General features: G+C 34.9%; 18 protein-coding genes and 2 pseudogenes. 2 read left to right on the plus strand and 18 right to left on the minus strand.

Annotation, left to right across the window (positions count from 1 at the left end):
• Positions 1-306: 306 nt before the first annotated feature.
• From R6X41_RS14840 to R6X41_RS14880, 9 genes are all read right to left on the minus strand, one after another.
• Positions 307-1,638 (minus strand): hypothetical protein, encoded by a 1,332-nt coding sequence (locus R6X41_RS14840; protein ID WP_318501131.1) that lies wholly within the window; start codon positions 1,636-1,638, stop codon positions 307-309.
• Between the two features lie 294 nt (positions 1,639-1,932).
• Positions 1,933-2,946, minus strand: a complete 1,014-nt coding sequence (locus tag R6X41_RS14845; RefSeq protein WP_318501132.1) for a phosphotransferase — start codon at positions 2,944-2,946, stop codon at positions 1,933-1,935.
• Positions 2,947-2,958: 12 nt separating this feature from the next.
• Entirely contained in the window at positions 2,959-3,801 is an 843-nt protein-coding gene (locus R6X41_RS14850) for a nucleoside hydrolase (RefSeq protein WP_318501133.1), read from the minus strand.
• A gap of 307 nt (positions 3,802-4,108) precedes the next feature.
• Positions 4,109-4,396, minus strand: coding sequence for a GNAT family N-acetyltransferase (locus R6X41_RS14855; RefSeq protein WP_318501134.1), 288 nt, complete (start codon positions 4,394-4,396; stop codon positions 4,109-4,111).
• Between the two features lie 27 nt (positions 4,397-4,423).
• On the minus strand, positions 4,424-5,137 hold the full coding sequence (locus tag R6X41_RS14860) for a pirin family protein (RefSeq protein ID WP_318501135.1): 714 nt from the start codon (positions 5,135-5,137) through the stop codon (positions 4,424-4,426).
• Positions 5,138-5,247: 110 nt separating this feature from the next.
• Positions 5,248-6,126 (minus strand): AraC family transcriptional regulator, encoded by an 879-nt coding sequence (locus R6X41_RS14865; protein ID WP_318501136.1) that lies wholly within the window; start codon positions 6,124-6,126, stop codon positions 5,248-5,250.
• Between the two features lie 329 nt (positions 6,127-6,455).
• Positions 6,456-6,839 carry a cupredoxin domain-containing protein gene (locus tag R6X41_RS14870; RefSeq protein WP_318501137.1) on the minus strand — a complete coding sequence of 128 codons (384 nt, stop codon included), beginning with the start codon at positions 6,837-6,839 and terminating at the stop codon, positions 6,456-6,458.
• Between the two features lie 33 nt (positions 6,840-6,872).
• On the minus strand, positions 6,873-7,421 hold the full coding sequence (locus R6X41_RS14875) for a carboxymuconolactone decarboxylase family protein (protein WP_318501138.1): 549 nt from the start codon (positions 7,419-7,421) through the stop codon (positions 6,873-6,875).
• A gap of 389 nt (positions 7,422-7,810) precedes the next feature.
• Entirely contained in the window at positions 7,811-8,653 is an 843-nt protein-coding gene (locus R6X41_RS14880; protein WP_318501139.1) for a helix-turn-helix domain-containing protein, read from the minus strand.
• A 289-nt stretch (positions 8,654-8,942) separates the two neighbouring features.
• Here R6X41_RS14880 and R6X41_RS14885 point away from each other — a divergent pair.
• Together R6X41_RS14885 and R6X41_RS14890 are read left to right on the plus strand one after the other, a co-directional pair.
• Positions 8,943-9,860: pseudogene (locus tag R6X41_RS14885) on the plus strand (IS1595 family transposase).
• A 51-nt stretch (positions 9,861-9,911) separates the two neighbouring features.
• Positions 9,912-10,643: pseudogene (locus tag R6X41_RS14890) on the plus strand (IS3 family transposase); the annotation flags it as partial.
• A gap of 160 nt (positions 10,644-10,803) precedes the next feature.
• Here R6X41_RS14890 and R6X41_RS19800 read toward each other — a convergent pair.
• From R6X41_RS19800 to R6X41_RS14930, 9 genes are all read right to left on the minus strand, one after another.
• On the minus strand, positions 10,804-11,046 hold the full coding sequence (locus R6X41_RS19800) for a transposase (RefSeq protein WP_412176272.1): 243 nt from the start codon (positions 11,044-11,046) through the stop codon (positions 10,804-10,806).
• Between the two features lie 222 nt (positions 11,047-11,268).
• Positions 11,269-13,077, minus strand: a complete 1,809-nt coding sequence (locus R6X41_RS14895; RefSeq protein WP_318501140.1) for an arylsulfatase — start codon at positions 13,075-13,077, stop codon at positions 11,269-11,271.
• A 219-nt stretch (positions 13,078-13,296) separates the two neighbouring features.
• Complete coding sequence (locus R6X41_RS14900; RefSeq protein ID WP_318501141.1) at positions 13,297-15,852, minus strand: right-handed parallel beta-helix repeat-containing protein; 2,556 nt, start codon at positions 15,850-15,852, stop codon at positions 13,297-13,299.
• Between the two features lie 370 nt (positions 15,853-16,222).
• Positions 16,223-17,851 carry a glycoside hydrolase family 172 protein gene (locus R6X41_RS14905; RefSeq protein ID WP_318501142.1) on the minus strand — a complete coding sequence of 543 codons (1,629 nt, stop codon included), beginning with the start codon at positions 17,849-17,851 and terminating at the stop codon, positions 16,223-16,225.
• A gap of 123 nt (positions 17,852-17,974) precedes the next feature.
• Positions 17,975-19,489 carry a sulfatase family protein gene (locus R6X41_RS14910; RefSeq protein WP_318501143.1) on the minus strand — a complete coding sequence of 505 codons (1,515 nt, stop codon included), beginning with the start codon at positions 19,487-19,489 and terminating at the stop codon, positions 17,975-17,977.
• Positions 19,490-19,494: 5 nt separating this feature from the next.
• On the minus strand, positions 19,495-21,876 hold the full coding sequence (locus R6X41_RS14915) for a right-handed parallel beta-helix repeat-containing protein (RefSeq protein WP_318501144.1): 2,382 nt from the start codon (positions 21,874-21,876) through the stop codon (positions 19,495-19,497).
• Positions 21,877-21,890: 14 nt separating this feature from the next.
• Positions 21,891-23,741: an alpha-L-fucosidase gene (locus tag R6X41_RS14920; RefSeq protein WP_318501145.1), complete on the minus strand. Its 1,851-nt coding sequence runs from the start codon at positions 23,739-23,741 to the stop codon at positions 21,891-21,893.
• 18 nt (positions 23,742-23,759) lie between these two features.
• Positions 23,760-25,634 carry a sulfatase gene (locus tag R6X41_RS14925; protein ID WP_318501146.1) on the minus strand — a complete coding sequence of 625 codons (1,875 nt, stop codon included), beginning with the start codon at positions 25,632-25,634 and terminating at the stop codon, positions 23,760-23,762.
• Positions 25,631-25,888, minus strand: a complete 258-nt coding sequence (locus tag R6X41_RS14930; RefSeq protein ID WP_318501147.1) for a hypothetical protein — start codon at positions 25,886-25,888, stop codon at positions 25,631-25,633. The genes R6X41_RS14925 and R6X41_RS14930 overlap by 4 nt, the downstream gene beginning before the upstream one ends.
• Positions 25,889-25,890 lie beyond the last annotated feature (2 nt).

Raw genomic sequence — 25,890 nt, forward strand, 5'->3', positions numbered from 1 at the left:
TAATAGAAAGACCTATAAAATCAAGAAATAGTACAAAAATCTTTTTTTTAAGATAAAAAGTAAGTCAAATCCATTTAAAAAACATGGAACTTAGAAAATTATTAAATATTGCAACGGTCTTAATTTGTTAAATATCAACAAAATACGTTCCTGGTTTTGTAGTGTTGAATACAACCATGTTATGTTATCTCATTGTATATGCTATTATTTCAACAATACTATCTTTAATTATAGCATCTTATAATGTTTTTATTAAGACCTTATTTTGTCAGTGTTTTTTTTGGTGATATATTTTAGAATTTATAATTAAGAATTTAAATCAAACGGTATTTCGCTCCCATAAATATGAATCTCTCCAGGACCTCCAGCGAAGTAATCGGAAAAGTTAAGATGTTCTGGAACGGTAACAGGGTAAACTTTTAAGCAATCTGTAGACGTTTGTTTTTTGGTTACAGCATTAGAAGCTCCGCTAGAAATTGGGTTTCCTTTTATTGGTCCAGCCAAAACCTGTGCAAATTGAGTATGTGCACCATATGAAATAGCACGCCCATTATAAGTTTCATGATTCGAATAATTAGCGTAAACAGAATTCACCATTTTTATTGCTTCTGCACCAGTAGCATTACCATTTAAAAAATACTGACCATCGCAGTTAAATACAAAACCATTGGCTCCAGCAGCAATAGATTCACCTATAATTTGCATACCACAAGATGGCATAATTTGAACGTTGATGCTAGTAACCGAATCCGATAAATTGTCTGTGTTTTTTCTCAACCTAACATCTGCATGATCGAGGCATATTTCTACAGCCATCTGAGTCGTGCCTGCCGTTCCATTTTGATTGAAAATAGCATACATATCGTCTACGGCATGTTTAGCATCTCCTGTAGATAAATCGATTATCGGGTAAGCTACCATTTGCTCTGTAACTACTTTGCTTCCGTTGGTAGAATACAATAAGTAGTCTTCGTTAGAGCAATAGTATTTTTCCGTTATCATAGCATTTGCGCTAACGGTTTTATCTGGTGTTGTTACCTGCGCATGACTTATAATAACACTTCTGTTGCGCACTTCACAGTTTGGATATCCATGACTGTTCTTAATAAAGTTTATCAGCATATCTAAAATAACACCTTTTAACGGGCCGTAAGAATCTAACCAGTTTTTAGACAGATTTTCTACAATACTATTTTTTGTTAGAGCGCTTTCCGAAGCCAGAACAGAATCAATATCTTTTACCAATGTGGTAATACACGACCCGAAAACAAATGTCCAGTCTTTGTAAGTCTCGTTATTAAAAGAGGATTCCAATTGTTGCTTTAAATACGTCACCGGATCGTTCGATTTGTCTGTATAAATATAAGGACCATGTACACCATGAAAATAAAATTCGGGTGCGACAAAAAGGTTTAAGGTTGTCCCATCTGAAGCAGGTAATTTTGAAGCGGCCAATTCTATTGCATTTTTCATGATGGCAATTCTCGCGTCTATATCTGCATGGATATTGGTGTTTGCGAGGTAATACCCAGCAACTGCTCCGGGTCCATTTGGATTTCCTATATCTACAACATCAGCCGGGGTTGTTGGTACTGCATATCCGATAAATCGGATTTTATTGTAAGCTGTTTGGCTCATAAAACTCTCTATTTTAAGCGCTGGTTGTTTTATCTTACTATTGTATGTCCTTAAAAATCATAGCCACTGGTGACTTAGCGGCTCTGTTTTAAATCACAGCATTTTTGAATCGATATCGTAAGCAAACGAATTCAGTGATAAGCATTCTAACCGCATGTGTAATTGGAAACAACGCCATGGTGTATTTTGAATAATGGAATTGTTTAAGCACCTAATTTAGCAAATAAAAACGGAACAAGAAATCAGAGCAAATTAAGGTCAGTGGGAGCGTGCTAGCCATGCATTATATATTGCTTATGTTAGCCATTCGTTTTTTGTTGTCGTGTAGTTAGAAGGATTCATGATTAAATTATATGCTAACTGTAACAAACTTTCTTTTTCTTTTAGAGATAATGACAGCGGGAGTTGAGCTAAACCAATCAATCGACGCATAATTTCAATACCTGTTATTTGAGCTAACAGTTCTTTATCTATGTTATAAGGGTAGATTTTCTCAATACTAAAAAGTGCATTTTTATTTTGTGATATTAAAATAGAATGCGCTGCAAATACACCAAGGTCAAACTCCGGAAACCCTAAAAAGCTAAACTCAGGATCTATAATATAAATATGATCGTTTTTTGTCATCCAGCTGCCAGGATAATAATCGCCGTGTAATAAGGTCGTTCCATCCGATAGATATTTACGTCCTATAACCTTAATTCTCTCTTTCAGTAATTCGTCCTTTTTATACGGTATAGAAAGCGCTTCTAATCCCGGTTGAACATCATTTAAACAAAAATCATTATGTTCCATAAAGGGAAGTTCGAAAATATGTTGATAATTCAATTCCCTTAATTCTTTATTCTTCGGATAGTCTTTTGTTGCTTCTGAATTATGAATATGAGCAACAATATTAACCAGTAATTCCAGTTGCTCTATTGCCATTTTATCGGATTTATATAAACTGCTTAGGTCTTCACACTGTCCTAAATCTTCTAAAATCAAAAGATGATGCTCAGTATTATAGTTTAGGATTTTAGGGAAATGTTTATTGAGTAAAGCATTATTTGCAATAGTAGTGTAAAACCGATATTCGACATCTATACGTTCTATGGGCGCTTCAATAGTCTTATATTTTTGGACAAATGGGCGAGATTGTTTTAAAACAAATGAGCGGACATTGGTTTCAATACGTAAAACCACATTCATATTACCTTCACCAGGTTTGGTTACTTTGGTAATATATTCATTTTCAGTATTAAAAAAACCGATGTTTTGTAACAGTTTTTTAATGTCTTCTGCAGGCGTTTGTTGGTCAATAAACATAATAATGTGTAGTTATAATTGCTCTAAAGTACTCCAAAAATTAGTAGTCATCTCATCGGCGTTTATATGTGTATAGATGCCAATATCACGTTGTGTATTTTCTGGAGGAGTTAAAAAATAGTTTAGGGTAGACGATTCAGGCTGTGCTAGAGCCTCAATAATAGCAACGTCCCACATGGTCCATTTTTTCTTTTCGGGATCATCTTTTGTCCACCAGCGATTATAGGTTTCCCATCTATCTATTAAATAACTAGAAATGCCTTCTTTGTCTGCTAAATGCCTATCTACTTCCTGCTTTGTAAATACTAAATGCTGACTCGTCGTCGCTGTCATGATATCAAGATCCAATGCTTTTGCGTTGAGTAAAACTTCCACAGCAATAGGATCGTTTCCTGAATTGAATTCTTTTTTATTGTAAATATTGGTGTCAGGTGTGTGCCAAAAACCAAGATAATGCACTTTTAGTTTAGGAAGTATTGAAGGGTCTTCTAAAATTGCAGAAGCGATATTCGTACATGAGCCCAAAACAACGACATTCAGTTTTTGATTACCTTTCATTTGATGAGCCGCTTCAATAATAAAACGGGATGCTTCGGAAGGTACAGGTTTACCATATTCTGTTAAAGGCGTATTGCTTCCTAACGGAAGTGAAATACCCTGAATATTCATTAATCGTATAATATCTTCATTAATCTGTTGACTTTCGTTAACCGTGTATTCTGACGCTAATGGAGAGGTATGGAATTGCGCAGAGCTTATAGCTAGTACATTGAAATTAGGTTCTAAAAGCGCTCTAACAACAGCATATAAATCATCTACTTCATTTGCAGTATCAGCATCAATAATTAAATCCATTTTTTTGTTTGTATCCTGCGCGTGTATTGAAAGGGCGCAAAAAAACAAAAGCCCATTTAACACGTGAAAACTAAGCTTTTTAATGTTTTTATTTAGGAGTAAATTTTTCATTTCGGAAGGTTAATGATTTGATTTTATAGTCCATAATTATAAGAACTTAAAATGTATACTGAGTATGAGTCGTGAAATTTGTGTTTTATTACTCGCTATGGATTTATTTTATTAATGAAATCAGAGATTTATGTTTATTTGGATTTCTAATTTACTATGAGATTGTCCTTTTTGTATTCTTTAATAGCATTCATAATTAATTGGTTTTTAATACATCTTTAATCTCAGCTGTTTTTGTAAACATAGCGTGGACAAATGAACATAAAGGAAGAATTTTAATTTGCTTAGCTCTCGCCATGTCTACAATTTTATAGAGTAGTTTTTTGCCAACATCTTTCCCTCTAAATTCCGGATCTACCTCTGTATGGTCTATGATAATAAAATCGGAAGCAGGTACAGAATAGGTCATTTTACCTGCTGTTTTCCCGTTCTCTTTTGCTATTGCGAAGCCTTTTGTTTGGTTTTCTATTAATTGGATTTCCATTTTTATATATTTTTAAATTGAATAAAATTATCTGTTCATTGGGACTTCCATTAAAAGCACACGCGCGTTTTCTATAGCTTTTACGGTTATAGATTCTGCATCCCAAATGCCCATACCGTCTCTTGTAGACAATTTTTCGTTGTTAATATCTACGTCACCTTCTAGGATAAACGCATATACACCATTACCTTCTTTTTTAATGGTATAGGTGTCTGATTTTCCTTTGGTAAATTTTCCGATATGAAACCAAGCATCTTGATTTAACCACACACCCTGATCGTCTTTATTTGGAGAAAGTACTTGATAAAACTCATTATCTTTTTCAATATCTCCTGTAGAAATTTGATCGTATCGAGGGGCTTGATTTTTCTGTTTAGGGAATACCCAAATTTGAAGAAATTTTACTTCTTTGTCTTTGTTTTTATTGTATTCTGAATGTGTAACTCCCGTTCCTGCGCTCATAATTTGTACATCACCTTCTTTAATTGTAGTCACATTTCCTAGACTGTCTTTATGCTCTAAGTCGCCTTCTAATGGTATTGATATAATTTCCATATTATCGTGAGGGTGTGTACCGAAACCCATTCCTGCTTGTACGATGTCATCATTTAAGACACGAAGTACACCAAAGTGCATACGTTCGGGATTGTGATAATTAGCAAAACTAAAGGTGTGGTTTGAGTTTAACCAACCGTGATTTGCTTTTCCTCTTGTTTCTGCTTTGTGAATTACGGTGTTCATTGTTTTTTAATTTTAATTGTTAAACGCTTAAGTATTAATTGCAATGCAAATATTGCATAGTTTAGAGGACTGTGGAATATGAAAAACAGGAGTAAACTTATGAAAATCCGTTATTCGGAATTATATTCATTCTTTTTAAAGTTTGAAGGTGAAACTTGTGTGCATTTTTTAAAAAAAGCACTAAAGTTAGCAGGTTCATTATAGCCTAAGTCATATCCAATTTCTTTATTAGATAATTCAGTGAAATAGAGGAGTCTTTTCGCTTCTGTAAGTATTCTGGATTGAATATACTCTTTTGCCGTTTTACCTATTTTTGTTTTTACTGTTCGGTTTAAATGGTCTGGCGAAATATGTAGTCGGGTGGCATAATAGGAGGTAGAGTGTTCTTTTTTGTAGTTGTCATCGACCAAGCTTTTAAAGTTACGTATCAGATTATCTCCAGTGGTATCAACATCCGATTCAATGGGATTAATCGCACAAATGTTGTTGCATTCTATAAGCAAAAGTTTTAAAAAAGCACCAATAGATAAATCCTTCATTTTAACATCACTAGAGAATAAGTTAAAGATTTGATTGCTATAATTTTCTATGGTATTAAATTGTTTTAGACTTGGTAATAACGGTGGTGTTTGTCCGTAATTCTGAAAAAGGTTTAAACTATTTATAAAGGATAGCGGAATAGCGTTTTCTACTAAAAACTGATTAGAGAATGTCATTACGAAACCTACAGATTTTTCTGCTTCTATCACTTGATGTACTTGCCCAGGAGCCACTAAGAAAATTTGTGTGTTTGTTAAAGGATATGAATTAAAATCTATTTTATGAAGTCCCTTAGCGGTATTTATTATTAAAACCGTGTAGAAATTGTGCCGGTGTGGTTCGTCTACTTTTCCGTTGCGCTTGGTATAAATATCTTCCATTTTGGAAATTCCAAAACTTACGTTTTCCTTAACGGCATTTACTTTTTGATATGTTTTAACGGTACTCATTTTTTAATCACCTTCAGCGTTTATAGTTAAGAATAGCACGGAATCTTGACTAAGCACTAAAATAAGCATTATTTTTATACGATGTAGACCTAATCTGTATCTCCATAAACCTAGTATTAGAATCAAAAACTTACAATTATGAGTTTAAAATGATAGGACTATTTTTAAAACCGCTTTATCTTTTATTCTAGAATTTAAGGTAAATCACATCCCGTTTGTAAGGCTCTTTTTATAGAATAGATATTATTAGAATTTAAATAAAAAATAGAAAAGAGCAACCTGTTGGATTGCTCTTTTCTAATACATACACTATAGACTTGTTTTTAGAACTACTCTACTATTAACGTATATTGAGGAGTTGAATTTAGCGGGCAGAAATAAACATATTCTCCTTTTGCTAACGGTGTAATATTACTAGATTCTGTTGTGTTGTTTTTTACAGCTTTAGTAACATAAGCAGATTTTATATGGTTTTTTTGATCAGAAGCATCTGCTCCTTTAGGAACCAAAACAAATCCCACATCCTTACCGACATTGTTATTGGCAACTTCAAAAATATAATCACCTTCTGCTAAGGTTAACGTTTTTTGAGTAAACTCACCTTTTGTTTGTTCTAAAGCCACTGTTGTTGCTTTAGTATTCATTTTTTCTTGTGCTTGTCCTGTTACTGTAAAGGCCAATGCGAATACGATTACTGCTATAAATTTTTTCATCTTTTTATTGTTTTTTTGTGTTATTATTTAATGTTATATGGTTGCTAATTCTAAAGGTTGTGCTACTGGAAAATCTACAGGAACTTGCGTTGTGCTATGTATATAGTTAGAGATTGTTTTATCGCCAACTAAAGAAATAGTATCTATTAAGTTTCCTTTGGTATAACCGGCGTTAAAGAAGTTTTCTAAAACAGTTTCGTCTGTTTTCCCTCTGTTTTCGGTAATGTTTTTCGCTAGTTTTGCTAAAGCATCTAATTTGTCGTTTACTGTAGAATATCCAGCTCTTAATTCTAAGATTTGAGCGTCTGTAAAACCATTCATCTTTCCTAAGGCTGTGTGTGCAGAAAGACAATATAAACAATCGTTTACTTGACTTACAGCTAGATTTACGACCTCTTTTTCTTTAGCCGATAAGGATGTTTTTGAATTGGCAAATGTTAAATAATTTTCTAAAGCAGTATCGCTATGTGCATAGGTTGCATATAAATTTGGTACAAAGCCTAAAGCTTTATTTAAGTTATCGAAAATAGCTTGGTTGTTTGCACTTACGTCTGCTTTTGTTGGGATATTAAATGTAGTCATAATTTTAAATTGTTATACTGAAATGTGTTCAGGTTTTATTAGTATTTATTTTGATTTTTTTATTGGTACAAAGTTGCGTGATATTACAATGCTAAGGAATGCCTGTTATGCCCTAGATCATGTCGTTTTTTCCCGTGTTGTTAATTTAAACTTATAAAGGGTTTTTCTGCATCACAATAATAATCGTGAATATGTTCTTGGTCACAATGCGTTTTTTGACTAATGGTATTCACAACTGCTTTTTGATTGTTTGTAAATATCTCTATGAGATTGAATATGGATATGTTTTTTAATTTCATCTTGTTATTGTATTAATATTACAATGCAAAGATGCGATAGAAGACTGTGCTCTGAAATGAAGAATTTGCCCTAAGGCTTGTCAATTTTTCCTAACTTAAAGTGTTTAGACGCTTTTTATAGTCTGATGGAGATAATGTGGTGTGTTTTTTAAATAATCGGCTGAGGTGAGAGGCGTCTTCAAAGCCAATATCGTAAGCAATCTCTTTTGCTGTTTTATCGGTGTAGCTTAATAAACGTTGTGCTTCTAATACAATACGTTGGTGAATAATTTGTAATGGACTCCTGTTTAGTTTTGCAAAATTATTAGATAAGGTCTTAGGCGATTTAAATAGTTTTTCAGCATAAAAAGACACACTATGTTCAGTTTTGAAATGCTGTTCGACTAAAAAATTAAATTCACGTAGTAAATCGACTTTGGAACTTTTAGGCGTTTCAATAATCCCTTCTTTAGCCTTTAGTAATCGGGTACTTTTTATAATAAACCGAGACATTAACATTCTAAGCATTTCGGCTTGTATATTATCTTCGGTTTCTAGTTCTTCTATAAAAACGTCGTGGAGTGTTTCAAATTTTAGTTGTTCAATTGTATTTAAATGAATAATAGGAATATTAATATTTCCAAAAAATAAAATACCCACACAACTTACTTCTTGATCGTGGTCCTTAATACAGTAAAATTCTTGATTGAACTGATATACGGTAATATTAGACCCTTTGGTATATTGTAAATACTGAGTAGGGGTAAGCGCTAAAATGCTGTGTGGTTTAACTGTAAATGGTACACTGTCTATAATAAGATCTACAGACTCTGATTTTGCCCAGATAAAAGTATAAAACTCACATTGCTTGGCTTTTTTAAATGAAATTAAATCGTCTTCATTTCCAATATTGAAAATAGCGTTTGTAGAAAATTCTTTAAAAGTGTGAGTCATGTTCACTAAGTCTAATAAGTGATAGATAAATTACAAAAAAAGAAAATTATTTAGGACGTTTTTATGTCTTGCGCTGAAATATGACTTTTAGATTTATTACGAAGTTTTATTAAAATCTGCTCTGTTATTTTAAAGGAGGAAAACCGGTCCAAATTTATTTAGATAGTATCTACCGTATAGGAAATAGATTATTTTTTACAATTCTTTTATTATATTTTTTGTATATCCGTAATTACCCCTAATGACAAATAATACTGTTATATTTAAAGAGAATTAATAATAGTTAAAGATGGATATATTCTCATTTGGAGTTCATTTTACAGACGAAGAAAGTTGTCGATTACATTTTAAGGCCCAGCGTGATACGGAAGGTGTTACTTGTCATCGTTGTCAAAGTACAGATCATTACTGGTTACAGAACAAATGGAGTTATCAATGTAAAAACTGTAAAGCAAGGATTTCCTTGCGTAGTGGTACAATAATGGAAAGTTCTAAACTGTCATTTATGATCTGGTACAAAACTATATTTCTATTAAGCACCACAAAGAAAGGGTTCTCTAGTAAAGAAATCCAACGCCAATTAGGTTTAAAGCGCTATGAGCCTGTTTGGGCAATGGTTCATAAACTCCGTAAAGCTATGGGAGATCGAGATGATCGTTATACTTTAGAAGGCATGATTGAGGCAGATGAAGGCTATTTTACAATTGAGGCTTCTGACCATGATCATAAAACTCAAAAAGCAGGTCGTGGCAGTAAAACAAAATCTAATGTTATGATAATGGCAGAGACTGCTGTTTTAGAGGATATTACAACTGGAAAAGTTGATCGCCAATGTAGATGATTTAAAGCAAAAGTCCTTACCGACCATAAAATGGGAGGTACAGATCAAACGCTACAAAAGGCAATAGAAAATGAAGAATCCATTGTATTTATAGATAAAAGTACGTCATACGTGAATATTGCTGATTATGTCGATATCCATATAAGTGAGAAATCAACAGAGCAAACCACCAAAGAAACATTGAAATGGGTACATATAGCTATTAGCAATGCAAAACGAAATTTTGTTGGAACCTATCATAAAATCAAAGCTAAATACCTTCAACTATACTTAAATGAATTTGTTTATAAACTTAATAGAAGGTATTTTAAAGACAAAATATTTGATAGACTAGTCATAGCAAGAATTACAGCTGGTGGATATTAAGCGGATATACAAATCATAGAACTATTAAATTCTAGTATTAAAACCAAATAAGTTAAAATTATTTTTGAGCAAAGTAGAGAAATTTATGGTAGCTGTAGAATTCAAAAAAAGCTTGAACGAGAAGGCTTGATTTACTCCCGTTCTTATACAGGATTACTGATTAAAGAAATGGTGGTAAGAAGTGTTTAAAAGAGAAAATTGGTGATTACAACAGGTTCTAATCACCAATACTTAATCGCTAAAAATGAATTAAATAGAGAATTTTATAGTCAAAAATTAGGAAAAAAATGGGTGTCTGATTTCACTTATATTCGAGTTAATGACAATTGGAACTATTTGCCAACTATTATAGATCTAGCGGATAGAAAGATTGTTGGCTGGTCACTTAGTGAGGATATGACAACTCAAAATACCGTAATAAAAGCTTGGATTGACGCTCGGAAAACAAGAAATACTAGTGATGGGTTTATTTTTCACTCGGATAGAGGTGTTCAATATGCTTCAAACAAAATGACAAATCTCTGTAATTTTAACCTTAAAATAACCCAAAGTATGAGTAGGAAAGGTAATTGTTGGGATAATGCTGTCGCTGAAAGTTTTTTTAAAACCATTAAATACGAATGGCTGTATCGGTTTAAATTCACATCGTATAATCAATTATATGAGTCCATTGATAATTATATTAATTGGTATAATACCGAAAAATTACATTCTAGTTTAGGATATCTCTCACCTCTAGAAATGGAAATAAAATTGAGAGGATTTATTAAAAGTGTAGTTTAATAAAATAGTTATAAATTTACTAGGTAGTCTATAATGATTTTATTTTTCTGTGATAAGCTTTTTCTTAGTGAGATTTTATCACTAATAGTCATTAAATAATGCTTCATATTACTTTTAGTATTTGTAATTAAATGCAAACCATGATCAAAAAGAAGTTGCGCTAAATTTTACCAACATAAGCTTTATCAGCATATAATTCCTTGTGTACTTTACCTAAAAAATTTTTCTTTTGAAGAGGTGTTTTGTCATCTATATTTACTCGTGCAATGATAAAATTTAAAATTTCTCTTGTATTTCTAGTTACAATATGAAGTTTAAACCTGTGAAACGGTCCCATGATGGATTTACTAGTGGGGCAATGCCTTTTGCTCCGAAAAAAACGACCTTCAAAAGCAATGGTCATTTTGTTATTACTAGCCTTAATGTTGTAGTTATACTTTTTTCAGATACGCAATAAAGGTTCTATGCATGCAATTAATACGTTATCACCTCTAGATTGCCAGTACTTGTTTCCGTCATAAAAACGCCTATTTCTTATAAGATTTTGGCAAAAAAAATGATGCTTCCAAATTAAGGAAGCATCAAAAAATAATTTGTTTTAGTCGGTATGGGTTGAACAATTTTTTTATTCCATTTTTTCAACATCAATATAGAAAGCATTACAAGGTGTTCCGTCCTCCATATCAAAATAAGCTAAAAGCTCTGTTTCTCCCTTAGCTACCTCCATTTCTAAAACAGCAGCCTCTAATTTATTATCTACATTGACTTCAACTTGTTTGTCAGCAATTTTTAAATATGCTTTGGAAAACTTCATGGATTTTCCATTCACAATGGCTTCGGTATGATTGGTTTCTGGTTTCCCATCTTGCAATTCAGCTTCAAGCGCCAATCCACTTTCCGATGGCCATCTTCTTAAATGGAATCTGTATTTCCCAGCTTTAACAAAATTAACAGTAAATGGCGCAGGTTCCATAGGGTCACCTTTTCGAATCATTTGTTGGTTCCATGGGGGTAAAAAATCTATGGTTCGAGCATCATGGCAGGTAATGACATCCGTTTTATTAGCTCCCAACTCAATTACAGAAAATTTAGTTTCTTTAATTACATCTTCCCACCAACTTTCATAAAAGGCATTCATTTCTGCTACTTTTTCAGGATGTTTTTCAGCCAAATTATGCTCTTGTCCCGGGTCTTCTACTATATTGTAAAGCTCATTACCTTTAATTAATCTCCAATCATCATCCATAACGCAGCTGTTTTTTCCTTTAATAGGCCAAGGAACACGCTGAGTATCGGTTACTAAATAACGTTCTGGTGCATCAGTTTTTCCTAAAAGATAATCACTTATATCTTCACCATCCATAGTTTTTGTTGGTTTAAAGTTTAGTCCAGTAAGTTTTGCAAAAGTTGGCAGCATATCTACGTGTGCTATTAAATCATTTAAACTTTTACCACCAGAAAGACCACCATCTGGCCATCTAATAATAAATGGGACTCTATGCCCACCATCATATTCACTACCTTTTGTACCACGCATTCCTGCATTATATCCAAATACTTCATTGGTTTTATCATTTGTTTGATAGCCTCTTGCAGTACCATTATCGGTGGTAAAAACAACAATAGTATTTTCTGCAATTCCTAAGGTCTCAAGTTTATTCAACAGTTTTAAAAAATTATCATCAATATTAGTAATCATACCATAAAAACGCTTTTGGGCTTCGTCAATAGTAGTTTCATCTTTATATGGCTCATAATATTCTTCGGGTAAATTATAAGGGCCATGAGGTGCATTTAAACTTAAGTAGCAAAAGAATGGTTCGTCTTTTTTATCTTCAATAAAATTTATAGCTTCATTAAACCAAATATCTGTACAGTAGCCTTCTTTTTTTTCAGGAATACCATTTCTATAATAAGTATCATCAAAATAGTCGTTGTTCCAATAATCTGGTGTTTGTCCTACGCCGCCGCCGCCGTGGTAGAAAGCTTCATCAAAACCTCTTTGGTGAGGTTTAAACGGGTCATTATCTCCTAAGTGCCATTTACCAAACATGCCCGTTTTATACCCATTTTGTTGTAATACGTTGGCTATGGTAATTTCTTCTTTGTTCAGCATAGAGGCTCCCATTATGGTATGCCAAACTCCATTTCTATTAGAGTTTCTACCTGTTAATAAACCTGCTCTTGTCGGTGCACAGGTGGTACCAACATGGTAATTTGTTAAGTTAATACTTTCATTAGAGAAGGTATCTATAGTTGGGGTTTTTATAATTTTATTTCCTGTATGCCCCAAATCTCCATAACCTTGGTCATCAGTAATAATAAACACGATGTTTGGCTTAGTAGGAGATATGACTTCTTTATCCTTTTTTTTGCCACAAGAAAATAGAAGAAGTACTGTTATTGATAATAAATAAAATTTGTTTTTTTTCATTTTAGTATGTATTAGTTTAATTCAAAATGAATTAGATTATTCATCCAATTTAATTGATGCCATGTTTTTGGGCCAACGGCCTTTGTTTACACTTTTTATGTATTTAATTTATCGAGGTTTCAACGGGATCATCGGCGATTTCTTGCGCTGATAAGATAGATGTAGATGCTATCACATATGTAAATAATGCTTTTATTACTGATATCATATTGTTACTGTTTATTTGTTAAATGTGAGAATAATGTCTTCTTGTGCCCGCCAAATCTTGGCTTCGTGTTCACCGCTTTTAAGTTTAGAGAGCTCTCGTTTGAGCGTGTTCACTCCCGAGGTGAAACTACCGTTCATAAATAGAATCACATCTCCGCTTTTGAAACCGTATTTGCCAAGTTCACTAGCTGCGGGGACATCAATGCAATACACGCCTATGCGATCCTGCATGCCAGTCGCGGTGACTTCTGCTTCCGTATCGAGATTCTTGACCGTCGCGCCCAATAGCTTCGTCTCCTTTGGACGGTTGTAAACGTTCTGTGCTGCACTCTCGGGCATCTCAATCGGAGGCGATCCCGCCAATTGTTTTAGATTTGGAGAGGTCACGCCGAAGCCTTCCATCGGGAAATTCTCAAACCGAACTTCAAGCGCGGGGGAGTCGGATGCCACGCTAAAGTCGCCTTGCTCAGGTGCAATGAAGTGCGCGTTGCCATAAAGACTACCTGCATCATCACCGGTCTCATCTTGCAGGCCAACGGCAGCGATTGTTTCTGTAACGGTTGGGTTGTGCACGAAGTTGTGATTGCGTGTGCCTCCCCACAGGGCTGGGCTAGATGAACTATAGATGCGCGTTCCGAGCAGGATATTGCGCTCAAAGATGTCGTAGGTCGGTTTGGGATACGGAACATTACAAGTGTAGCCGCCGATGATGACGTTGTTTGTTACTGTGCGGTAGTAACCTTCACGTGTCTTCAAGCCTCCACTTAGACTCAGATTATTATAGATCTCGTAGTTGGTGCAGCCATCGTCTAGATCGATGTCCCAACCATGTTCACAATGCATTCGATTGTTGCGAATGATCGTCGTTTGATAGGCATCCCATCGCGGTGAGTTTGGATACTTTTCAACAAAGTAACTGATCAGCGCTTTACCGGTTTCATCGCGTTCGTTCGGTCCGGCAGGGCTAGCGCTGTGCCAAATGCGATCACGTCCCCAGGCATTGAGTGCACCGTGATCGTGAGTTTCGAGAACCGTCTCAAAGCAGTCGTTCCATTCGATCAAATGCCCTCCCCAAGTGCCATCGCAGATATTAATCGCAGCCCGGGGCGTGTGGCTGATGGTGTTATGGCGGATCGTGATTCGAGAAGACATCGAGAGATTAACTCCTGCTGTCTGTTTCTCAAAGCGCCCACAACGTGTCATTAAATTATCTTCTACCAAGCAGTCTGCTGGATACTCATCAGTTTTAGGCCCGATTTCAGTGTCGATCTCATCTAGCGGATACGCAGGCGCACCAAAGTTGAAGGACGGATTCCGCACCGCGGAAAATGAACCGACAAAGTTCACATCCGTGGCACCATTGTCGCGAAAACGATTCCCGCGAATCACCGTGCCGCGATTGTATCCATCGACGAATATAGCATTCCCGCCCAGTTCTTCGAATGTGCATTTTTCAATTTCGATTGCCTTCGTGCCGCGAAGGTGGATCGCCCCACCTCGATAAACCGACCAGTCACTGCGGAGCAGAGGTTCGATTGTAGCCATGAACGTGCGGGCCGTGCCGCGGAAATGAATCCCTTCGAGTCTCATATTTCGGATAGGCTCAGTCGTCTCATAGGTATCAACCACTGTCTTAGGCAAGCCGTTTCCTGAGTCCATGATTTCCATGGTTGCGACGGGCGATTTCACTGCGCCATAGAATTCAACGAGGTGTTTTATCTGAAGTATAACTTCGAACTTTGCCGAGGCTAGATCGAGGTTCTCCGCTGGCTTGTAGTAGAGCCAACCACCACGGGTGTCGTGATACCATTCATCCGGCGCATCAAGCTCTTCGAAAATATTCTCCACCATGCGGTATCCTTCGTGTGGTGGGCTGTGTCGGTTGTTTTGCCAACCACCTTCATAGCTGAGCGAACCATCTGATTTTTTTCCAATCACTCGGTAGTGCTGACTACCCCAGAGTCCTGAATGCATCCCATGTAGAAAAGCTCCTGTGGGATCTCCCCAAGATAGCGCCTTTTTCGCTCCCCACGCGTCTGGGTCACTGCCATCGTAAGGTACATTACCCGCTGCTTTCCCAGGGACAGCCTTGTCTTTACGCTCAGTAACGAATCCCGCTCCGAGATTTGGATAGCGCGCTAAAACCTGACGACTGCCATTGACAAACAGTTGATCGACCGCATCGAGATCTCCGACTTGTATTCTAAAAATGTCATTCTTCCACGACTCCCATTCGCCTTCGATGATTTGCGCGCCAGTAACGACCACTTTAGCCCCAGCTGCCGCACGATAGATAACCGGCGAATCCTCACTGCCTCCATCTTGTGGACCAAACCGCAGCGGCTCAATCAAACGATAAAAGCCTTCGTGAATGATTACCGAACAAGGCTCTTTCCCAATACGGCCGGATTTACGCAGAGCGTCGCGCGCTGCTTGTAAAGTAGCCAAGGGTGCGCCTTGAGTACCAGCATTTGCATCATCGCCCTTTGGAGAGACATGGACTTCAATGGCGAATGCTTGCATTGAGAGTAAGCAAAAACAGATTAAAATGGATGTATAGAGGTTCATTATATTTTAGTTTTTTTGCGGTTTGCTTACGGCATTGTCTGAGCGTAGAGTTCGTCGATCTTCTGTTGTAGTTTTGATAAAACTTCGTCGTATTATTGCCCCAACACAATTATAGGTTAGGTTTCAGAGTTTACTTCTTTAGTCTTTTTTTTTGCCACCAGAAAATAGAAGAAGTACTGTTATTGATAATAAATAAAATTTGTTTTTTTTCATTTTAGTATGTATTGGTTTTTACGTGATTCATAATAAAAGTATCGCTTACAAGTATTTCTCTAGTTTTTGTATTTTGTGACTTACAGCCTCCAATTATTAAAGATAGAAACAACAAAAACTAGAGAAATTCATTTAATACTTTTCATGAATTATATTCTTATTTTTGAGGAAAGTCTTTTGGTAAAGGAGGCACATTTAAAACCTCTTTTTCGTCTGGAACTCTGTTTGAAGTGGTTTGTTTGTCACCGTACCAATAGACACCAACACCGTAGCCCATGTCGCAATCGGTTCCACTCCAAACTTCCATATCTAATTGCAGTGAGCTATCAAAAGGCATTATATCCAAGGCACGCGTTCTGGTTTCTGTGCTGTAACCCATGGTATTTCTTTCGTTATCTGTTTTACGATTTAGTTTATTGTACACAAAACTTCTTGGTTGTGCATGAAATGGATGTTCGTAAAAATCAGTGCTTATACCTCCCCAAGAATAGGCGTAGTAATCTTCAGTACCTGTTCCAAAAATTGACGGAAAATCTTCACCATCAACCCAAATTTTCTCGTCACCTTCGCCCCACCAACTCGCAACAGGATTCATAATGGTTAGAGCATCGCCCACATAAACACCACGTCCTTTTAAGGTTACATAGTTCCAATCGGAAAACGGACGCGTTGGTACGGGGTATTGTCCGCGCCATGCCGCATTAAAATACAGACTTTCACTATCCCATTTCCAATCTCCTATTGTTGCTTCTAACTTAACTTCTACTGGCTTTTTTCCTAGATTTAAAACGGTAATCTTACCGGACTTTTGATAAGGCATTACCCAACGGCAAGACATAGTACCATCATCTTCTACGGTTTGATACCACCCTTTAACTGGATTTAAACCAATACCAGTTCCGAAGAAATCACCAATAGGAGTCCAAACGGTTTGTTGTCCATCAAACTCCATTTTTAAAACGACAGAGCGCATGATTTCCGGATCTTTGTAATCGTCTAATTTAAGAACAAGAGAACGCACAGCTGCTGTTCCATTAGGTAAAGTAATTGATTTTTCTTTGTTAGACTTCAGCTTCGCTTTAAATGAAATAATTTCACCTTCATTCGTGTTTTTTGGATTCGAAAGTTGTTTCCCTATTTTTTCTGTAAGTGGTTTTGCTTTCTCAAAATCCTCCATAGTAAAAGTTTGAATAGGCGTACCTTCATCATAAGCTCTGTATGTATATTGAAAAAAGAATGGTACTTTCAATGCTGTGATTTTGCAACCTTTAGCATAAGGTATTGGGTAAAACGAAACGCCAGAGCGTAACGATTGATGCGCAAACGGATAAGGAATAAGCCCCGTACCGTCAAATAAACTTATCATATTGCCTTCTAGCACGGGTTTAGGATTACCGTCTAAATAAATACGAATTATGATATCACTATTTGATTCAAATTGACTAAGCCATGGCGACCAAACTCGTACAATGGCTCCAGGACCAACATGATCCATTAATACCCATTCTTTTTCACCATTGGTTTCTTCTGTACGAATAAAATTGTGATCTTCACCTCCTTTATTTAAATCACGATTTCTGAACCATCCAACAGAATCTTCTGGTTTTACAGAAGCTCTATTGTAACTACTCGCCTGTTTTAACCTGAAATTTGATTTTGGAAAACGTGCAACTGCGTCTCTATCAACCATCTCATTTAATAAGGTTTCGATGGTTATTTTCTCTACATTTTGAGCAGATGCTAAAAATGTAAAAACTAAAAAAAGAATACTTAAAATTGATTTCATATTTTTATTATTATTTATTTGATTATCCGTTTTTTATAATAATCCTGTGATACCTGCAATTACTAACCTGTCAAACATTTTTTTCATTTTAGTATGTCTTAGTTTAATTCACAATGAATTAGATTATTGTTCTTCAAGATTATTCATCCAACTTAATTGAGACCAAGTTTTAGGACCATCATTATTTTGAACAGTACCTTTGGTACTTCTACCATTAGATACTATTTTTGAAAGTTCATTTCGGTATTGTTCAAGTATTTCTGGTTGTTCTTCCTGAAGGTTTTTTTCCTCTCCAATATCACTACTTAAATTATATAGCTGAAATGGGGGTAGACCTTTCGCTTCTTCAGAATTTGGTTTTGGAAGACTCCAACCACCAGAATCCGCACAAAAAATGGCTTTATAATCTCCTTTTCTATAAGCAAAAGAGCCGTTAACTGAATGATGAACGATGCTTTCTCTTTTTGGTAGATTGGATTTAATATCTAAAGCAGATACAAAGCTATAGCTGTCCTCAGCAACATTATCTTTTATTTTAATATTCAAGACATCAGCCATTGAAGCAACAAAATCTGTAGTACAAACTAATTGATTAGATTTTCCAGATTGTACTTTTTCTGGCCATCTTACAATAAAAGGAACGCGATGACCGCCTTCAAAAATATCAGCTTTGTGTCCACGATATACATAACTAGGGTCGTGGTCTTTTGTAGCTAATTGATTAAAATTAGCTAAAGGAGAACAGCCATTATCACTAGTAAATACAAGTATTGTATTATCAGCGATACCTTGCTTTTCTAACGCTTTCATAACCTGCCCAACCATATCATCAACCATTAATACAAAGTCGCCATAAGGATTGTCCAATTTGCTTTTACCTTGAAATTCTTCGGTAGGTAAAATAGGTGTATGTGGTGCTGGTAAAGGCATATAAATAAAGAAAGGTTTATTTTTATTGGCGTTTGTATTTATGTAATCTACAGTTCTTTTAGTAATTTCTGGTAGTGCTTGTTCGTGTACAAAATCATCAGAGGTAAGTCCTTTACGCCACATACCTTGTCCTTTATTTCGAGTATATTTAGTCGGTACCATGGTAGGTTGGTCATTTTCTACCCATACGTATGGTGCCATATCCAACGAACCGTTAAAACCGTACCAATAATCAAAACCTAATGTAGTAGGACCATTTTTAATTTTTTTACTAAAATCAACACTATCTTGACCTGCCTCAATATTTGCCCATTCCCAACCTAAATGCCATTTACCAATACCGGCAGTATTATAACCATTAGCTTTTAATAAACTGGCTATGGTTTCTCTATTCTCTGGAATTAAAGCATTACTATATCCTTGTAAAACATGTTCTTTAAGTTTTGTACGCCAACTGTAACGTCCTGTTAAAATACCATAACGTGTTGGTGTACAGACAGCGCTACTTGTATGTGCATCAGTAAACATAACACCCTCCGTAGCTAGCTTATCAAGGTTTATGGTTTGTATTTTAGAATTTTCATTATAGCTAGAGAGATCTCCATAGCCTAAATCATCAGCAAGAATAAAAATAATATTTGGCTTTTGTGCATAGGCCATTGACTGGTAGAGTAAAACCAATAGTATTAATTTGATATTTGTTTTCATAATTATTATTTAATATTTATAAGTAGTTCGGTGCTTTTTTGATATCTAAAAACATTTATTTTTAGAGTTTCTTTAGATTTATTTGCTTCGTATATTTTGATTAAATCATCTGTGTTTTTTACTTTTTTTCCTTCCAGACTAATAATAGCATCGCCTATTTGAATTTCAGAATCCACTAAAGTACCAATGTTAGATTTTCTAAGAACAAGTACACCCGATATTTCATCCAGCCCTGAAGCAGATTGTTCGCCTAAAGTTTCTACATCTTTTACCTCAAGCCCTAGCCAATTTTCAGTGTTAGATTTCATACTAGATTCCAATTTAAGTTTAGGAATAATTGGGGTTTTAGCAATGGCTTTTAGCTCAGGATTTTGAACTCCAAATAGATTCATAGGGAAGTTTTTAAACCCTAATTTTAGTGCAGGAGAATCAGCAGCAACTGTGTAATCTCCTTTTTTAGGATTTTTAAATTTTGGATTCCCAAAAGCACTATGGGCATCTGTGCCATTTTCTTGTGCTTTTTCTAAAGCTTCTTTATTTGGAAATAAATTATAATCGACTTCTTCTCCCCAAACATCTATACGAATATTACGATATCCTGTGGTCATAATATTTTTTCTGAAGATATCGCCACTATTTGCAAACCAAACGTGTGGGTGAAAGGAGTTGTTAACTATAATGTTATTTTCTACAGTTCTGGAAAAGCCTTCACGTAATTTTAAACCACCATTTAAACAAACGTTATTGTAGATTTCGTAGTTTGAAGATCCATCATCTAAGTCTATATCCCATCCATGGTCACACCTAAAACGGTTATTTTTTATAACGGTGGTATGTATGGCATCCCAATAAGGCATTTTAGGGTTTGCAAGTGTTAGGCTATCCATAATTTGTCTGTTGGGGTGCCAGAAACGGTCTCTTCCCCAAGAGTTAAAAGATCCATGATCGCCCGATTCTAGTACCGTATTAAATACATCGTTATTAGAAATAATATGTCCGCCCCAAGTACCTTCGCTAACATTTATTCCTGCTCTAGGAACATCGTAAATACTATTATGGTCTACAGTAATATCCATAGCCATGGATATTTGGACACCAGCAGTTTGTTTTTCAATACGACCAATTCTATAAATTAAATTATCGTTCGCTTTGCAGTTTTTAGGATATAAGTCGTTTTTTGGACCAGTAATGGTATCCATATCTTCAATATCCACAAATTCTCTATAGGTGAAAGCAGGTGAGCGGACTGCGCTTGGGTGTCCTATAAAACTTATTCCACTTGCACCACACTCATGTATATGGTTGCTGGCAATTTCTAAATCTCGATTATAAGCACTTACAAAAATGGCATTTCCGCCAAGGTTTGTCAATTCGCAATCTGAAATTTTACAATTTTCCGTATATTCATAAAATATAGCACCACCTCTATAAATGGTCCAATCGCTACGCAATAAAGGTTCATAATTCTCCATGAAGGTGCGTTTGGCATATTGAAATTTTATGCCTTTTATGCTTACATTTTTTACCGGCACATCTTTTGTACCTTTAATGGTAATTAAGTTTTTTAGTTGAACACCTTCAAATTTTGAGTTTTTAATATTGACATCTTTAGTAGGGTAGTAGTACAATTTGTTTGCCTGCTTGTCTAAAAACCATTCTCCGGGACTATCAAGTTCTTCAAAAATATTTTCGACCATTCTGTATTTTTTATGCATTTCAGAGGGTCTGTTATTTTGATGGCCACCTTCTAAAATAGCGGTTCCGTCTTCATTTATACCACTTATGGTGTAATGAAAGCCACCCCATCTACCAGCATGCATAGCATGAACAATACCTCCAATAGGGTTCTCCCAAGATGCTATTCTTTCTACAGATATGGCATCAGGAGCATGACCTTGCCAATCTTTACCATTTTCATTGTAATTAGGGTACCTTGCTAATATCTGTAATGAATCATTAACTACTAGTTGGTCAAAATTGATAGTTTTGGAAACAGCTGAAACGTAGATGCTATCATTTAATTTCTCCCAATTTAAACTTAAAGGAACCGAACCTTTTAGGGTTACTTCTGAACTTCCTGAGCCAATAATATTGATGTTATTTAAATAATTATCAATAATAATAGGAGCAGATAGTACGTAGTCTCCAGAACTTATATTGATATTAATGATAGCATTTTGGTCTCTTGCTTTTAAGGTTTTTGCTTTTTTAAGAGCTTCTGAAATATTTGAAAAAGGGGCGTTTTTTTCTCCAGAATTTTCAGATTTACCACTTGCGCTTACATATAAATCTATAGTACTCTGTGTTGGAGAACAGTTAAATAGAATTAGTAAACTTAAGACTGTAAAAATGTGCTTAATATTCATGTGATGCTTATGTGTTGTCATTCAGTTTTAATTTTTTATAAGGTTATTTCTAAAGCGTATCCATTTTTTGAAGGTGTTAGATTTTTAACTTCAACAGTAAGTTCTGTATCTGTTTGTTGCCATTCTAACTTTTCATCACTCCCTAATAGTTTTATGTTTTTTATTGTACCCATTTGATTACTAAAAGATTTGATGTGTACTTTGTTTTCAATAGGTACAAGCGAAATAGCATAGACTTTATTATCTTTGGCTGTAAACCAAAAATCTTTATTTGTGAATGTTTTTTGGAATCCTTTTGCTTCACGATGCCCTGTACCTTCTAACAGGGTTTCTTCTTGGCCTTCATTAACAGTTGTCCAGCGCGAACTACCATAAACAGCTTCACCATTTATTTTGAGCCAATCACCAACTTCTCTTAAAATATTAGCACTAGCAATGGGAACATCACCATTACCTTTAGGTCCAATATTCAATAAATAATTACCTCCCTTTGAAGCTATATCAATAAAATAATAAAGGGTTTCTGAAGTGCTTTTCCAATCTTCGTCATAAGATTTAAATCCCCAAGAGTTATTAGTTGTTCCACAGGTTTCCCATTGTTTTTCAAGCACTTCATTGGCTGACGGAATTTTATTGTCTCCAGCATCTTCATAATCTCCATAGCCAAAACCAACACGTCTACTAACTAAAACATTAGGATTGGTGTCGTAAATTAATTTATAAAAACGAAAAGATTGATCTTCATTTATATTTCCTTCTCCATCAAACCAAATTAATTTTAGTTTCGGTAAAAGCGTCAGGAGTTCAGAAATTTGAGGGTATGCTTTATCTTCAAAATAAGATTCGTATGTATTAGGACTAGGATCCCAATAATTTTTACCACTCATATGAGTGTATATGCCTAATGAATCATTATGCTTTTTTATGCTCAAAACATTTCCGTCTGTGCCATCCATCCAATCATTACCATGAGAATAGTAAACTCCAAAATCTATGCCTTCTTCTAAACAAGCATCGTACAGTTCTTTAATGGCGTCTTTTTTATAAGGGGTCGCATCTACTATATCAAATTCTGAAGCGGCTGAGTCAAACAGCGCAAAACCATCATGATGTTTTGAAGTAATAACAATGTATTTCATGCCTGCTTCTTTTGCTAATTTTGCAATATTTTTAGCAAAGGAAACATCAGGATTAAAGGTTTTTGCAAGTTCTTTATATTCGTCTCTAGGAATTTGGAAGGTTGACATAAGCCATTCTGCTACTCGAGGGCCAGGATATCGAGATTTTTCAATACGCGTACCTTTCCAAATACCTCCAGCTTGCGAGTATAATCCCCAATGGATGAACATCCCAAACTTTGCCTCATTAAACCATTTTAAAGCAGCTTGTTTTTCCTGTGAGTTGTGCATGGATAACCATTCACTTTTATATTTCCCTGGGCTTATTTGATTTTTGAAATGGGGGATTAATCTAATTTCTGAAAAATCAATATTTGATGGTAAAGAAATCGTATGGTTTTTTAAATTTTTAAAATCGATATTTTTTTTAAATTCTGTAACCGTTTGTTGTTTCGATCCTTTGTTAATAATATAACTTTTTAATAGAGGTTCTTCTATTGTATGATTATCTACTTTGATATTTACAAAATTTTCTGAATTTTCATGAATACCATCACGAACCAATTGGACAAAATACAACCCAGAATGATTTAAAGTAAAATTCCAACCAATAGTATCTTTACTACTTATGGATTCTGACGCATCAAGAACAACCCAATAAGGAGATTCTTCGAGTTGAATATGTTCTTTTTTTATAGTTGATTGCTTATTACAAGCGAGATAGCATATAGATACTATTGAAATTAAAATGATATTAATTTTTTTCATTTTTGAATGCTTTTATTTTTATTTTGTTAAATTACTTTTTATAAAAAAATTGTGTTCATCAATTAGAATGAAAACAAATTCAGAAACATTATCAGGGATTTCTGCTGAAAAACTCAAACCGTCTGAACTTGTTTCTATGGGGAATTTTATGTGAGTTGATGGTTTCTTTTTTGTTTCTTTTTGCGAAGAAATATTATCGGTAACCTTTCCTAAACCATATCCGTAACTTATGTTAGATTTTTTACCTTCAATTGTAACTCCTGCTTTTCTAGACTCTGAATTGAATGTGTTATTTATTATTTTTGGTACTAAGGATGCTTTTTCTTTATCAGGATAATCTGTTTTACTAAGTACATTTCTATACGGCAATTGAGCTTTGTTTTTTTTAAGGTATCCTTCAAGTTTTTTACTTAATCTATCAACTACTTCAATATTTTCAGATTCGTTGGCCACATTGGTTTGCTCTTCTAGATCCAATGGTTTACCATCTTTATATAATCTATATAGAGAATAACTATTGTCGAAATAATTTTTATACAATTTAAAATCGCCACTTCTTATAGCAGATTGTTTTTGAGAATCGTAGCCGTGTGGATAATGCCACCATAAATATGCTCTTTCTTTTCCATCACTATCAACTACTTTTTCTTTTTTGCCATGTAGTAAGTCAGAAATATCAAGTCCATCTAATTGTTTAAAATGGTTTTCTTCTATTTCAATATTAGCCAAATTCAACAACGTTGGATAGTAGTCTAATTGGTTAATCATTTCATGATTTGTTATGTTTTTTGCAACACCAGGGCCAGTGACAACCATAGGAACTCTTATGCCTCCTTCTTGCGAATATTTCTTTCCTTTATCTAACGGAAAATTATCTGTTATAACTTCCGTGCCACGAGTTTCACAACCACCATTATCTGATGAAAAGATAATATAAGTCGTTTCGTATAGTTTCTTTCCAGGGTTTCTTGGGTCGTCTGTTACTTTTAAATAATCTACAACACGACCTAAGCTCCAATCTAATGTAGTAACCATAGCACCGAAATAAGGATTTGTTTGCCCACCCGTAAGTATTGGTTTGTCTTCTTTAGGTACTTCCATCCCTAATTTATCGCAGTAGTATTTTAGTAGAGCTTCATTTCTAGTATGTACAGGCCAATGTACCATCCAATGAGCTAAATAGAGAAAAAATGGTTCGTCTTTATTGTTTTTTATGAAAGATAAAGCGTTTTCTGTAACATCATCTTTTGGGTAAGAAATGCCCAAAGGGCTATCTTTTGTATAGGGTGGATACTTTTTATTGCTTAATTTAAAAGCATCATCAGCCTCATTGGATGCATAGTGGTTGGTTCTATTTTGTTTTCCTTTGGCTCCGCTATGAACGCCTCTTCCTTCAAAGGAAAACTCGAATCCTTGGTTTTTTGGTGCGCTACTTAAAAAATTTCCTGCATGCCATTTACCCGAATGTCCAGTTTTATAACCATTATTTTTTAATACTTCTGCAATGGTAATAAATTTTTCATCTAAGCCATCTAGATAAAAAGGAGTAATCAATGAATTATTTTTTTCAATTTGTGGTATGCCACCGCCTGAAACATTAGTAACCCCAGTTTTAGTAGGATGGAGTCCTGAAAGTATGGAACATCTTGAAGGTGCACAAGTAGGCGCCGGAGAATAGGCTTGTGTAAAGTTTATACCATCTTGTGCTAATTTAACAATATTAGGAGTTTCCCATATAGATAGTGTATCTGTGTTTTTGAGTTGCGTATCTTTCCAACTTAAATCATCTGCATAAAAAATGATGATATTTGGTTTGACAGTTTCTGTTCTTTCTTGTGCTTTCAGCATCAAACTAAAAACAAGTATAAGTATTGTCGTGATTGCGAGTTTCATAATATATTATCTGTTCTAAATGGATATGCTGGTAAAACAGCATTATTAACTAAATTAACGTCTGGTTTTCCTGCAAATGAAACAGGTACTTTTTCGTAGGGTTTTGCTTGAATCCAAACTGGGACTTCCATACCTTGTTGTAATACCATGTGGTCACAAAACAAACTGGATGGTTTTAATTCTTGCGAAAAAGTGAAGGATATCGTTAAGATTGATAATAAAAAAAAGAATGAAATGCATTTATATGTTTTCATAT

The organism is Formosa sejongensis, from assembly GCF_033447105.1.
Lineage (GTDB): Bacteria > Bacteroidota > Bacteroidia > Flavobacteriales > Flavobacteriaceae > Formosa.